Origin of the sequence: Algiphilus aromaticivorans DG1253 (assembly GCF_000733765.1) — a bacterium.
In the GTDB taxonomy this organism is placed as follows: Bacteria; Pseudomonadota; Gammaproteobacteria; order Nevskiales; family Nevskiaceae; genus Algiphilus; species Algiphilus aromaticivorans.
Window position 1 is genome coordinate 372,057 of sequence record NZ_JPOG01000001.1, and the last position, 12,953, is coordinate 385,009.

A 12,953-nucleotide genomic window follows, 5' to 3' on the forward strand; every position below is an offset into this window, starting at 1 on the left:
AGCAGAAAGGCCCGCCCGGGAGAATCCCGCACGGGCCGTGATGGCGCACCCGTCCTCATCGAGGCGGGCGTGCCCGGGTCCGGGGACTCGGATCAGAAGAAGCCGAGCTTGTTCTCGTCGTAGCTGACCAGCATGTTCTTGGTCTGCTGATAGTGGTCGAGCATCATCTTGTGGTTCTCGCGGCCGATGCCGGACTGCTTGTAGCCCCCGAAGGCCGCGTGCGCCGGGTAGGCGTGGTAGCAGTTCGTCCAGACGCGGCCGGCTTGGATGCCGCGGCCCATGCGGTAGCAGATATTGGCATCGCGCGACCAGACGCCGGCGCCGAGCCCGTAGAGGGTGTCGTTGGCGATTTCCAGTGCCTCGGCCTCGTCCTTGAAGGTCGTTACCGACACGACCGGACCGAAGATCTCCTCCTGGAAGACGCGCATCTTGTTGTGGCCGCGAAAGACGGTCGGCTTGATGTAGTAGCCGTTTGCCAGCTCGCCATCGAGCTGCGCGCGCCCGCCGCCGGTGAGCACTTCGGCGCCTTCCTGCTTGCCGATGTCGAAGTAGCTGAGGATCTTCTCCATCTGCTCGCTGGAGGCCTGGGCGCCCATCATAGTGTCCATGGATAGCGGGTCGCCCATTTGGATGGCCTCGACGCGCTTCAGTGCCCGCTCCATGAAGCGGTCGAAGATGGACTCCTGGATCAGCGCGCGGCTCGGGCAGGTGCAGACTTCGCCCTGGTTCAGCGCGAAGAGCACGAAGCCTTCGATAGCCTTGTCGAAGTAGGCGTCATCCTCGCGCATGACGTCCTCGAAGAAGACATTGGGGGACTTGCCGCCTAGCTCCAGCGTGACCGGGATCAGGTTCTGCGCGGCGTACTGCATGATCATGCGCCCTGTGGTCGTCTCGCCGGTGAAAGCTGCCTTGGCGATGCGCGGGCTGGAGGCCAGCGGCTTGCCCGCTTCCAGGCCGAAGCCATTGACGATGTTGATGACGCCCGGCGGCAGCAGGTCAGCGATCATCTCCATCCAGTGCAGGATCGAGGCCGGGGTCTGCTCGGCCGGCTTGATGACTACACAGTTGCCGGCAGCCAGCGCCGGCGCCAGCTTCCAAACGGCCATCAGCAGCGGGAAGTTCCAGGGGATGATCTGTCCCACCACGCCAAGAGGTTCGTGGAAGTGATAGGCCACGGTCTGCTCGTCGATCATGCTGATGCTGCCTTCCTGGGCGCGGATGGCGCCGGCGAAGTAGCGGAAGTGGTCGATAGCCAGTGGCACGTCAGCCACGGTCGACTCGCGAACGGCCTTGCCGTTGTCCCAGGTCTCGGCCTGGGCTAGTGCCTCCAGGTTGTCCTCCATGCGCTGGGCGATGGCATTGAGGATGTTGGAACGCTCGGTGGTGCTGGTGTTCGCCCACCTGGCGCGGGCGGCGTGGGCGGCATCGAGGGCCTTCTCTACGTCGGCGGCTTCCGAGCGAGCTATCTCGCAGATCTTGCCGCCTGTCACCGGCGAGACGTTATCGAAATACTTGCCGCTCTCAGGGGCGACCCAGTCGCCGCCGATGAAGTTGTCGTAGCGGCTCTTGAAGGGTGTCTTCGCCGGTGTGGTCACGGTCTGGGGCTGATTCATCGGTAGGTCTCCTTGGGGCACGTTTCGGGAATATCGGACCCCCTCGGAGCATCGAGCGTGCCAGCGCTCCGCGATTCCGGCGCCGACGCTTGGCGTGACCATCAAGTCATTGTTTTCTCGCAATTGATGCCGTGATTATCCGGACGCATCGTCGCGCGCAAAATGGTCCGCACTCGGCGGAGGGGTGCGTGGTGCGGTACAGACTGTGCGATCAATGAGACACCCGATCGGGCGCAACAACGTCGTCGCCGATGCTCAGCCAGTACCCATCGCGTTGTTGGCTAGCGCAAGCACGTCGATGGTAGCGGCCTCGGTGAGTTTCGGATCCTCCAGCCTGCGGTTGACCTGGCGCACGATATTGTCGGCGACGGCGATGGCCAGCGGATTGGCGCGATCGAGCAGCTTGGTGGGTAGCGCGCGCAGTTCCTTGGGCATCTGCGTGGTTACGCGCACATTGCGATTGCGCAGCTTCTGCGGCTCCAGCTTGATGGTCAGCGGGGCGAAGGTGCGCACATCGATCTCGATGCGGATGTCGACATCCATCGGCAGGCTGACCGGCACACCCATCACCTTCACGCTCAGTGTCAGCAGCCCGCCGAGGTGCAGCGTGAAGCCGACTTCGGCCTCCTCGCTGACGCGCTGTTCGATCTCCATCTCGTTGGGAGCGAAGCGATAACTGGCCACGAGCAAGTCGTTGGGCAGCGCGTCGGCCGAGCCTTCCACCGTCGCCTGCAGGGCATCCTCGATCTCGCCCCTGAGTCGCGGCACCGTCACCAGGTACCGGATGAAGTGCTCGCCGAAGGTCTGATAGGAGATCTCTTCGCCCGCGGCTGGCTCGTCTAGGCCCTCGGTGTCCAGATGGTCTTCGTCGTCGTGACTCATGCGCGCTTCTCCCGGCTACGCGAATTCTTTTCGGGAAGCCCGGCGATGGCTTCGCTGCGTTCCCACAGCCACTCGCCGAGGGCGGCGTTGCGCGAGGCCGGCGAGCTGCGCGCTACGCCTCGGCGCACGAAGTAGTCGCCGTTGTGCCGGCCGCCGGCTTCGTCAAGCGCCAGCCAGCTGCCGGTGTCGGCGCCTTTCTCGGGCGTGGTCATCACGCGGTCGACGACGCGCCGCGCCGCACCGGGCAGCTCGCGCCAGATGCCCGTGGCCACCGCGCCTGGGTGGAAGGCGTTGATGCGCAGGCCTGTGTCGGCGTAGCGGCGGGCCAGTGCGCGCGCGTAGAGCAGATTGGCCAGCTTGGCTTGGCCGTAGCCCTGTGCGGCGTGCAGGTGGCGAGAGGGGTCGAAGAAGCTGTCTTCGCGGATGCGCCCCAGCCAGTGCATCACCGACGAGGTCACGACCACACGCGCAGTCTCGGCCTTCTCAAGCCGTGGCAGCAGGTGCTGCATCAGCCGGAAATGGCCGAAGTGCATGCTGCCGATCATGGCTTCGAGGCCGTTGTCGAGCAGCCGCAGTTGTCGGGTGAAAGATCCGGCGTTGAGCAGCACGACGGAGAGCTCGGGCAGTGCCTTGTGGATCTCGGGCGCCGCCGCGTCGATGGCATCAAAGTCCGCGAGGTCGAGGGCGATGACGTTGATGCGGGCACCGGCGATGTCCTCGCGCAGCACGTCGGCGGCGGCCTCGGCCTTGCCGGTGTCGCGGCCGGTGATGGCGATCTCGTGGCCGCGGCGCAGCGTCTGGCGCGCCATCTCCAGACCGATGCCGCTGCTGCCGCCGGTGATCAGGATCTGCGCCATGTCGTCTCCTCCCGCGAGTGCTTTTCGATAACACGGTAGCAAAGCGCGTGGGAGACCGTGCGGACTGCGGCGCGCAGATATCGCAGCGGTGGCGAATCGGGCAACATGCTCGCTCTGGGGGACTCCGAGTCGCACGCATGCTGGCAACCGCCTGGGCCGAATTTCAGGCCAATCTCTGGTTCTATCTGTCGATGCCCCTCGTGGCTGGCGGCATCGGTTACGTCACCAATGTGCTTGCCATCAAGATGATGTTCTACCCGGTGGAGTTTGTCGGGGTCTGGAAGCCGTGGCTGGGCTGGCAGGGGATTGTGCCCCGCAAGTGCGCCAAGATGGCGCGCATTGCCTGCGACACCATGGTGCCGCGGCTGATCAACGAGAAGGAGATCTTCCAGCGCCTCGACGCCTCGGAGGTCGCGAAGATTCTCGGTGCCCCGGATGCACAGCAGCTGCGCGCGCTCGTCGACGAGATCATGGCCGAGCACAACCCCGAGCTGTGGGCCGTGCTCCCCGAGCGCATCAAGGAGATGGCGGTGCGGCGTGTGCGCGTCGACAACGAGACGGTGGTGCGTCGTGTTCTCGACGGCATGGTCGACGAGATCGACAAGGTCTTCGACCTCAAGGAGATGGTCATCGAGGCCCTGATGCGGGACAAGGAACTGGTCAACCGCATCTTCCTGGAGACCGGGCGCAAGGAGTTCCGCTTCATCGGCCATTGCGGCTTCTATTTCGGCTTCCTCTTCGGCATCTTCCAGATGGTGGGCTGGGTCTTCTTCAAGGCGGACTGGCAGCTGCCCACCTTTGGCCTGCTGGTGGGCTATCTCACTAACTTCCTGGCGTTGCGGATGATCTTCCGGCCCCAGCAGCCGGTGAAGGTCGGTCCGGTCACTTTCCAGGGGCTTTTCCACAAGCGACAGAAAGAAGTCGCACGCGATTACTCGCAGCTCATCGCCGACGAGGTGGTCAATCCCTCCAATATCACCGAGGCCGTGCTCAGAGGGCCGCGGCGCGATTACGCCGCGGAGATCGTTGCGCGCTTCCTGCGCGACGAGGTCGACGAGCAGCTGGGCCGGATGAAGCCGGCAGTGCAGGCCGCGATGGGGCGCGACCGCTTCGAGGCCGCGCAGCAGGCCGCTGCCGGCTACACGGTGTCACGCCTGCCGGAGCTGGTGCGCCCCATGGACGACTATGCCAAGGAGGCGATGAACCTCAGTGAGACGCTGTCCAGCCGCCTTGCCGTGCTGCCGCCGGATGAGTTCGAGGGCATGCTGCGTCCGGCCTTCAAGGAGGATGAGTGGATGCTCATTGCCGTGGGTGCGGCGTTGGGTTTCGCGGTGGGTGTGCTGCAGCTGCTGGCCTTCAACATCGTCGCCGTCTAGCGTGTCGACTCGTCCTCCGGCGGCTCGCTGCCGATGTGATGGCCGTCCAGGTGTCGGCGTGCCTTCGCGTCCTCGGCCGTGTCGCGCTCCTTCTCGGCCTTGCTACGCCCGCTGCGCGCCCGTGCGGTCTCGGCCTGGCGGCGCTTTTCCTCGCGCGCCGCGCGCTTGCGGTGCTGACGCAGGTTGACGATCTTGCTCATGGGCTCGCCTCACGCTTTCCGATCACCTAATGTAGAGCAGATGTCCGATATCGCGAAGCCCATCACCCGCGCCTTCACGGCGGCCCTTCTGCTGGGCCTGACGGTGCCGGCACTTGCGGACAGCATTCGCATCGGCAACCGGCTGATCCAGCCGGGTGACAGTGAGGCGCACGTGTTGCGCGTGGCCGGTGAGCCGGATCGCATCGTCGTGCTCGAGACCGCCAGCGGCGGTGCCACAGGCGAGCGCTGGACCTGGTACGAGGTCGAGGATCCCTACCACGACCGCTCGCTGGTGATTCGCATGCGGCGCGGCACGGTCAGCACCATCCAGAGCGAAGTTCACCGCTAGCCCGTGACCGTCTTCGAGCACCTCATCGCCGGCGATATTCCGGCTAGCTTCGTGCATCGGGACGCCGATTGCGTTGCCTTCATGGATATCCGGCCGATCAGCGCCGGACATGTCCTGGTCGTGCCGCATTCGCCCGTGGCAACGCTTGCCGAGCTGGATGAGGCGAACAATGCGCATCTCTGGCGCATTGCGCAGCGTGTGGCGCTGGCGCAGCAGCAGGCGCTGGGCAGCCGCGCGCAGCATTTTCTGGTCAATGACGGCGCTGCCGCCAGCCAGAGCGTGCCGCATGTGCACATCCATGTGATTCCGCGCTACGGGCGCGACAGCGCCCGCTCGATGGCGCGGCTGGCCTGGCATCTCACCACGCTGATGCTGCCGTATCGCGACACCCCCGCGAAGCGGGCGCGACTCGATGCGCTGGCCGCGGCGATTGCCGGCGCGATAGGCCCCTAGGCGGGGATCTCGATGGCCCCGCGCAGGAACGTCACAGCGTGGCCGCCGAGATGCACGCGATCACCGGCATGGCGGCATTCGACGGTGCCGCCCCGGGCCGAGGCCTGGTAGCCGCGCAGGTGCTGCCGGCCGAGGCGTTCGCTCCAGTAGGGCGCCAGCGTGCAGTGCGCCGAGCCCGTCACCGGATCCTCGTCGATGCCGCATTTCGGCGCGAAGAAACGACTGAGGAAGTCGTGCTCGCCGTCGCCCGGCGCTGAGACGATCACACCCGGAAGATCGATCTCGGCGAGGCGGCGCATGTCGGGCGACAGTCCGCGAAGCGCTGCGATGCTGTCGACGATCACCAGCCAGTAGTCGGCCGCCAGAACGGCTTGCGGCTGGACGCCGAGCCCGGTGACCAGCGCCTCCGGTGGCGCGCGCTCGACGGCGGGGCGTGCCGGGAAGTCCATCCACATCTGGGCGCCGTCGCGCGTCAGAAGCAGTTCGCCGCTGCGGGTGCGGAAGCGCAGCGTCGGTGCCGCCTCTCCCAGCTCCTGCCAGAGCGCGTGGCCCGCCGCCAGCGTGGCATGGCCACAGAGATCGACCTCGGTGGAGGGCGTGAACCAGCGCAGCGCATAGCTGCCTTCGCCCTGATCAGGGACGACGAAGGCTGTCTCTGAAAGCTGGTTCTCTGCGGCAATGGCCTGCATGCACGCTTCCGGCAGCCAGCCGGTCAGCGGCACGATGGCGGCTGGGTTGCCACCAAAGACACGGTTGCTGAAGGCGTCGATCTGGAACTGCTGAAGGCGCATGGCGGGTCTCTCCGGGTAGCGTGCTGGACGCGGCTTGCAAGTCGCGCGGGCTCATCGGACGATTCCAGCATGAAAGCGACTCGCAGGATATGTCTGCGTTGTGGGCAGGCGCTGATATTCGTCCTCGTCCTGTCGGCCTGTAGCGAGCCCTGGCAGACAATGACGGTGCGCGCGTCTGCTTATAACGCCACCGAAGCCCAGACCAAAAGGGGAAATACCGGGCTCACAGCCTGGGGCCATCGGCTTCAGGTCGATGACAAGGCCATCGCCGTATCGCGCGATCTGATCGCCGAGGGCCTAGGCAACGGCGCACGCGTGAAGATCGAGGGCCTTGAAGGCATCTGGATCGTGCGTGACAAGATGCATCGTCGCTGGCAGCGAAAAATTGACATCTTTATGGGCGAAGACATTGAAGCGGCGCGCGCCTGGGGCGTGCGCGAAGTCACCATCCAGTGGCAGCCGGCTCCGGGTTAGGGATTTGTGACAGTTTGATTACAATGCGGCGATGCTCAGAAGCGTCGTCGCCGATATCTTTGGCGGTTCCCCGATCCGCCCCCTGCAGAAGCAGATGCGCAGCGTGCACGAGTGCACGAAGCTGCTTCCAGAATTCATCGATGCCGTGCTTGTCGAGGACTGGCAGGCAGCCGAAAAGCTGCAGCAGCGCATTGCTGAGCTTGAGCACGAGGCCGATCGGCTGAAGAAGTCGCTGCGCCGCAAGCTGCCCAGCTCACTCTTCATGGCCGTCGACCGCGGCGATCTACTCGACATCCTCGCCATGCAGGACAAGGTGGCGAACAAGGCGCGCGATATCGCCGGTTTGATGCTGGGGCGCCGCATGACGATTCCGCCGCCCATAGCCGATGACTTCCGCCGCTTCGTGCAGCGCAGCGTCGACACCAGCGGCCAGGCACTGAAGGCCATTCAGGAGCTGGACGAGCTGTTGGATGCTGGCTTCCGCGGTCGCGCCGTCAAGCTGCTGGAGTCGCTACTCGATGAGTTGGACGCCATCGAGGCCGATACCGACCGCCTGCAGGTGGCGATTCGTTCGCAGATCCGGCCGCTCGAGGCCGAGCTCCCACCGGTGGACGTGATCTTCCTCTATCAGATCATCGACTGGATCGGCGATCTGGCGGACCGGGCGCAGCGGGTGGGCAGCCGCCTGCAGTTGCTGGTCGCCCGCTAGCTGCTCCACCCGTATGGAATACGTCTACGTCTATATCACGCTGGCCTGTGTCTTCGGGCTCTTCATGGCCTGGGGCATCGGCGCCAACGATGTCGCCAATGCCATGTCCACCTCGGTGGGCTCACGCGCGCTGACCATCGGTCAGGCCATCCTCATTGCCGCGGTGTTCGAATTCGCCGGCGCCTATCTGGCCGGCGGCGAGGTCACCGACACTATCCGCAAGGGGATGATCAACACCGATCTGCTGGAGGGTCGCGGCGACATGCTTGCCAACGGCATGCTGGCGGCACTACTCGCCGCCGGCACCTGGCTGCTGGTGGCCTCCTGGTTCGGCTGGCCGGTTTCAACCACGCACAGCATCGTCGGCGCCATCGTCGGCTTCGCTGTCTATGCGCTGGGCATGGAGGCCGTCTACTGGCCGAAGGTCGGTAGCATCGCCGCCTCCTGGGTGGTCTCGCCGATGCTGGCCGGAACGGTATCGCTGGCGCTCTTCTTCAGCGTGCAGAAGCTGGTGCTGGATACTGCCGACCCCTTCCGCGCCGCCATCCGCTGGGTGCCGGTCTACATCGCGCTGACCGGTTTCATCATCGCCCTGGTTACCCTGCTCAAGGGGCTCAAGCACGTTGGTCTCGAGCTGAGCGCCGTCGAGAGCTACGGGGTGGCAGGTGCCTTCGGTGCGCTGCTGGGTATCGGCGGCGGGGTGGCCGTGCGGCGTATCCGCTTCGACCCGGGGCTGGACAAGGATTTCCATTACGCCAACGTCGAGCGCGTCTTCGGCGTGCTGATGATCATCACTGCCTGCGCCATGGCCTTCGCACACGGTTCCAACGATGTCGCCAATGCGGTCGGGCCGGTGGCGGCCGTGGTGTCGGTCATTCAGAGCGGCGGTGGTATCGATGAGACGGCCCTGGTGCCGGCCTGGGTGCTGCTGCTGGGCGCAGTGGGCATCGTCATCGGTCTGTTGACCATGGGCCGTCGCGTTATCGCCACGGTGGGTTCGCGCATCACCGATCTGACGCCGTCGCGTGGCTTCGCCGCCACGCTTGCCGCGGCGGCTGTGGTCGTGGTTGCTTCCGGCACCGGCCTGCCGATTTCCACCACCCACACACTGGTGGGCGCTGTGCTCGGTGTCGGCCTGGCGCGCGGCATCGCCGCGCTGAACTTGTCGGTGGTGCGCACGATCTTCCTGTCCTGGATCGTGACCCTGCCGGCCGGCGCGCTGCTGACCGTCGTCTTCTACACCGTTCTCGACGCGCTGCTCTGACCGCTAGCCCGCTCAGGGCGTGCGGATCACGAGGTTACGGATCTCGGTCATGTCCTCGATGGCAAAGCGCACGCCTTCGCGGCCCAGGCCGCTGTCCTTGACGCCGCCGTAGGGCATGTTGTCGGCGCGCCAGGACGGCACGTCGCCGATGACAACACCGCCGACCTCCAGCCGGTCCCAGGCGCGCAGCATGCGGTAGAGATCCCGCGTGAAGACGCCGGCCTGCAGGCCGTAGCGGCTGTCGTTGACACGATCGAGCGCCTGCTCGAAGTCGTCGAAGCGCGACAGCACCGCCACCGGTCCGAAGGCTTCCTCGGCGCACAGGGGCTGTGAGGCTGGTACGTCCTCGAGCAGCGATGCCTGCAGGATCGCGCCCTCCCGCTTACCGCCGCAGAGCAGCTTGCCGCCGGCGTCGACGGCCTTGTCGATCCAGCCCTCCAGCCGCTTGGCTTCGTTCTCGGAGATGAGCGGGCCGACGAAGGTGTTCTCGTCGCTGGGGTCGCCGCTGACCAGCTTCCCGGTCGCCGCAACCAGCTTGTCACGGAAAGTCTCGTAGACATCGGCGTGCACGAGGATGCGCTGCACCCCGATGCAGCTCTGCCCGGACTGGTAGAAGGCGCCGAAGACAATGCGCGCCACGGCGTCGTCGATGTCCGCATCGTTGTCGACGATAACGGCAGCGTTGCCGCCCAGTTCCAGCACGACCTTCTTCTTGCCGGCGCGTGCCTTGAGATCCCAGCCGACATCCGGCGAGCCGGTGAAGGAGAGCAGCTTGAGGCGCGCGTCGGTGGTGAAGAGCTCGGCGCCGTCGCGGCGGCAGGGCAGGATGGAAAAAGCGCCTGCGGGCAGCTCGGTCTCGGCAAGGATCTCGCCGATCAGCAGCGCGCCGATGGGCGTCAGGCTGGCCGGCTTCAGCACGAAGGGGCAGCCGGCTGCGATGGCTGGCGCCACCTTGTGCGCGGCCAGGTTCAGCGGAAAGTTGAAGGGCGAGATGAAGGAGCAGGGGCCGATGGGTACGCGCTTGTACATGCCGCGGTAGCCCTTGCTGCGCGCGCCAGTCTCCAGGTTCTGGATGTGGCCCTCGTTGCGCACGGCTTCCTCGGCGGCCATGCGAAAGGTGTCGATCAGGCGCGTGACCTCGCCGCGGCTGTCCTTGATCGGCTTGCCGGCCTCGACGCAGAGCGCCTGCGCCAGTTCCTCGGCGCGTTCGGTGAAACGCGTCACGCAGTGGTTGAGCACCTTCTGGCGCTCGAAGGGCGCCATCGCGGCCATGTCATCCGCGGCAGCCTCGGCGGCGCCGATGGCGCGCTCGATGGCTGCCGTGTCAGCCAGCGCTACGCGCGTGGCGACCGTGCCGCGATACTTGTCGCGTACCTCGAGATCGGCGTTGGGCTGCTCGGGACGGTTGGCGAGATAGTAGGGATACTTTTCGGCAAGCATGCGTGGCTCCTTGCGGATGGCGCGGGCGCTCAGGGTACGAGCGCGCGGCTGGTTTCGGGGATCTCGTGGAAGAGCAGGCGCACGTTGTCGCTGTAGTCCACCGGCACGTCAAGCAGGTGCACGCCGCCCGCCGCCAGGCAGGATGCCAGCAGCCCCTCGAAGGCCTCGGCGCTTTCCAGCCGGTGGCCGGTGGCGCCGTAGCTGTTGGCATAGGCGACGAAATCCGGATTGCCAAAGCTCAACCCGAAGTCGCGCAGCCCCATGTGCTGCTGCTTCCACTGGATCATGCCGTAGGCGCTGTCGTTGAGCACGATCACCACCAGATCCATGCCCAGGCGCACGGCGGTCTCCAGTTCCTGCGAGTTCATCATGAAGCCGCCGTCGCCGCAGACCGCCACCACCGGCTTGTCCGGGTGCACCAGCTTGGCCGCCATCGCCGAGGGCAGGCCGGCGCCCATCGTCGCCAGCGCGTTGTCCAGCAGCACGCTGTTCGGGCAGCTGGCGTTGTAATTGCGCGCGAACCAGATCTTGTAGACGCCGTTGTCCAGCGCGATGACGCCGTCGGCGGGCAGCGTGCGGCGCAGGTCGGCCACCAGCCGTTGCGGCTTGAGCGGAAAGCCCGCGTCCGATTCACCCTCGTGGCGGTGTGCGCGCATGGCCGCGCAGATGCGCTCCATGTAGCTGAAGTCCCAGTCCGGCGACGGCTCCAGATCGCCGTTGATCTGCCAGATGGCGTTGGCGATGTCGCCGATGACTTCGACCTGCGGGAAGTAGACCGGGTCGACCTCGGCCGGGTTGTAATTGACGTGAATGACCTTGCGTGTGCCGGTCCGCATGATGAAGGGCGGCTTTTCGACGACGTCGTGGCCGACATTGAGGATGCAGTCCGACTGCGCGATCGCGCGGTGCGGGAAGTCGCCGTCGGAGACCGCGGCGTTGCCCAGGAAGAGCGGGTGGTTCTCGTCGACCACGCCCTTGCCCATCTGGGTGGTGATGAAGGGGATGCCCTGCCGGTCGATGAGGGCGCTCAGCTGCCGCGCGCAGCGCTTGCGATTGGCGCCGGCGCCGACGATCAGCAGCGGATGGCGTGCCTGACTCAGCAGCTCGACGGCGCGTGCTACGGCCTTGTGCTCGGCGATGGGTCGGCGCAGCTCGCTGGCGGGGATGGGAGTGGCATCAGTGTCGTCGGCGGCGATGTCCTCGGGCAGCTCCAGATGCGTGGCGCCGGGGCGTTCCTCCTCGGCCATGCGGAAGGCCTCGCGCACCCGCGAAGGTATGCTGCCGGCGCTGACGATCTGACGCGTGAACTTGGTGATGGGCGTCATCATGTCGACGACGTCGATGATCTGGAACTGGCCCTGCTTGCTGGTCTTGATCGGCTTCTGGCCGGTGATCATTACCATCGGCATGGCGCCGAGCTGGGCGTAGGCGGCGGCCGTGACCAGGTTGGTCGCACCCGGCCCCAGCGTCGACAGGCAGACGCCGGGCTTGCCGGTAAGTCGCCCGTAGGTTGCGGCCATGAAGCCGGCGGCCTGCTCGTGGCGTGTCAGAACCAGCTCGATGCGCGATCCGGCCAGCGCGTCGAGCAAATCCAGATTCTCTTCGCCGGGGATACCGAAGACGTATTCCACGCCCTCGGCCTCCAGACACTTCACCATCAGCTCTGCTGCCTTCATGTTCCTGCTCCGCTCGCGCCAGCCTGTATCCTGACCGATGTCGCGCCCGCTTGCGCGGCCCAGCGCAGCCTGTGGTGTTCGAAGCCCTCGACCAGGGTCGGCTTGATCACCTCGAAGTAGGGCGAGATGTCGAAGTCGCGCGGCGTGAACAGGCTGTGATGCCGAATGTGCAGTAGCTCGGCGTAGCATTGCGGGCTGCTGCAGGCCGGCTCGCCGTCGAGATCGACATAGGGCAGGATCGGGTAGCCGACGGACTGGAAGGCCTGTGCGATCAACGACGAGCAGATGGCCCGTGTCGGGTCGCCGCTCCCCAGCGCCACCATGCGCCGCTTTACGCCGCGCGGTACCGGCGGATGACTGATCAGGTAGCGCGCCAGATCGATAATGTTGCGCAGGTCGTACTGCAGGCCCAGGCGCTCCACCGCGTAGGCAATGACCGCGTTCCGCTCCGTCGGCTGCAGGCCGACCGGTCGACAGATGCGCAGATGCTCGCCTTCGTAGACGGTTAGCGGCACTGCGCGCACGCCGTCGTTGAGATCGGCCTCCAGCAGCACGCGTGGCGCAGTCGCCTCGGAACGATCCAGCGCGTGGCCGATGCATAGCGCGGCATGCGACCAGGTTGACTGCGTCAGATACTTGATGCCCTCGCTGATGCGGCTCGTTCCTTCCACCAGCACGACATCGCCGGGCTGCAGGGTCTGCGCAAGCCGGTCCAGCGGCGGGGCCGGTGTGCGCGCGGCGCTGCCGCGCGGCCGCGACAGCCAGCGCGCCAGTGCGCTTCCGATGCGGCGCAGGCCGAAGTCCATGATCGACTCTCCCAATGCGTTCAGCCTGCATCCTAGGCCGAGCCCCACCCCAAGGGCAGCGCG

Annotated in this window: 14 protein-coding genes; 6 read left to right on the forward strand and 8 right to left on the reverse strand. The window is 66.0% G+C overall.

The features are described from left to right. Positions 1-92: 92 nt before the first annotated feature. The 3 genes from adh to U743_RS01795 form a co-directional block, all read right to left on the reverse strand. Positions 93-1,613: an aldehyde dehydrogenase gene (gene adh, locus U743_RS01785; protein ID WP_043765072.1), complete on the reverse strand. Its 1,521-nt coding sequence runs from the start codon at positions 1,611-1,613 to the stop codon at positions 93-95. A gap of 255 nt (positions 1,614-1,868) precedes the next feature. After that, positions 1,869-2,495: a hypothetical protein gene (locus U743_RS01790; protein WP_043765076.1), complete on the reverse strand. Its 627-nt coding sequence runs from the start codon at positions 2,493-2,495 to the stop codon at positions 1,869-1,871. Continuing rightward, on the reverse strand, positions 2,492-3,352 hold the full coding sequence (locus tag U743_RS01795) for an SDR family NAD(P)-dependent oxidoreductase (protein WP_043765078.1): 861 nt from the start codon (positions 3,350-3,352) through the stop codon (positions 2,492-2,494). Before U743_RS01795 ends, U743_RS01790 begins: the two co-directional genes overlap by 4 nt. 137 nt (positions 3,353-3,489) lie before the next feature. Between U743_RS01795 and U743_RS18995 the strand changes: the two genes are divergently transcribed. Further along, positions 3,490-4,728: a DUF445 family protein gene (locus U743_RS18995; RefSeq protein ID WP_043765081.1), complete on the forward strand. Its 1,239-nt coding sequence runs from the start codon at positions 3,490-3,492 to the stop codon at positions 4,726-4,728. Here the strand turns inward: U743_RS18995 and U743_RS19000 are convergent. After that, the gene (locus tag U743_RS19000; protein WP_052367412.1) at positions 4,725-4,928 is read right to left on the reverse strand and encodes a DUF4169 family protein; all 204 of its coding nucleotides are present in this window, start codon (positions 4,926-4,928) and stop codon (positions 4,725-4,727) included. The two genes, U743_RS18995 and U743_RS19000, sit on opposite strands and share 4 nt — an antisense overlap. 40 nt (positions 4,929-4,968) lie before the next feature. Between U743_RS19000 and U743_RS01810 the strand changes: the two genes are divergently transcribed. Both U743_RS01810 and U743_RS01815 read left to right on the forward strand, forming a co-directional pair. Next, positions 4,969-5,277 (forward strand): hypothetical protein, encoded by a 309-nt coding sequence (locus tag U743_RS01810; RefSeq protein ID WP_043765084.1) that lies wholly within the window; start codon positions 4,969-4,971, stop codon positions 5,275-5,277. A 3-nt stretch (positions 5,278-5,280) separates the two neighbouring features. Continuing rightward, positions 5,281-5,730, forward strand: coding sequence for an HIT family protein (locus U743_RS01815; protein WP_043765087.1), 450 nt, complete (start codon positions 5,281-5,283; stop codon positions 5,728-5,730). Here U743_RS01815 and U743_RS01820 read toward each other — a convergent pair. Continuing rightward, positions 5,727-6,521, reverse strand: coding sequence for a PhzF family phenazine biosynthesis protein (locus U743_RS01820; RefSeq protein WP_043765090.1), 795 nt, complete (start codon positions 6,519-6,521; stop codon positions 5,727-5,729). The genes U743_RS01815 and U743_RS01820 overlap by 4 nt on opposite strands. 69 nt (positions 6,522-6,590) lie before the next feature. On the opposite strand from U743_RS01820, the gene U743_RS01825 reads away from it, so the two are divergent. Genes U743_RS01825 through U743_RS01835 form a run of 3 tightly spaced genes read left to right on the forward strand, consistent with a single transcriptional unit; the run spans position 6,591 to position 8,968 of the window. Further along, positions 6,591-6,995, forward strand: a complete 405-nt coding sequence (locus U743_RS01825; protein ID WP_052367413.1) for a 3D domain-containing protein — start codon at positions 6,591-6,593, stop codon at positions 6,993-6,995. A gap of 31 nt (positions 6,996-7,026) precedes the next feature. Next, complete coding sequence (locus U743_RS01830) at positions 7,027-7,704, forward strand: TIGR00153 family protein (protein ID WP_043765093.1); 678 nt, start codon at positions 7,027-7,029, stop codon at positions 7,702-7,704. A 13-nt stretch (positions 7,705-7,717) separates the two neighbouring features. Beyond that, positions 7,718-8,968 (forward strand): inorganic phosphate transporter, encoded by a 1,251-nt coding sequence (locus U743_RS01835; protein WP_043765095.1) that lies wholly within the window; start codon positions 7,718-7,720, stop codon positions 8,966-8,968. A gap of 12 nt (positions 8,969-8,980) precedes the next feature. Here U743_RS01835 and U743_RS01840 read toward each other — a convergent pair whose 3' ends face one another. From U743_RS01840 to U743_RS01850, 3 genes are read right to left on the reverse strand one after another with little or no spacing between them, the layout of a single operon-like run. Continuing rightward, positions 8,981-10,408 (reverse strand): aldehyde dehydrogenase family protein, encoded by a 1,428-nt coding sequence (locus U743_RS01840; RefSeq protein ID WP_043765097.1) that lies wholly within the window; start codon positions 10,406-10,408, stop codon positions 8,981-8,983. A 29-nt stretch (positions 10,409-10,437) separates the two neighbouring features. Beyond that, positions 10,438-12,084: an acetolactate synthase large subunit gene (locus U743_RS01845; RefSeq protein ID WP_043765099.1), complete on the reverse strand. Its 1,647-nt coding sequence runs from the start codon at positions 12,082-12,084 to the stop codon at positions 10,438-10,440. Then, positions 12,081-12,890 carry a YiiX/YebB-like N1pC/P60 family cysteine hydrolase gene (locus U743_RS01850; RefSeq protein WP_043765101.1) on the reverse strand — a complete coding sequence of 270 codons (810 nt, stop codon included), beginning with the start codon at positions 12,888-12,890 and terminating at the stop codon, positions 12,081-12,083. The genes U743_RS01845 and U743_RS01850 overlap by 4 nt, the downstream gene beginning before the upstream one ends. Positions 12,891-12,953 lie beyond the last annotated feature (63 nt).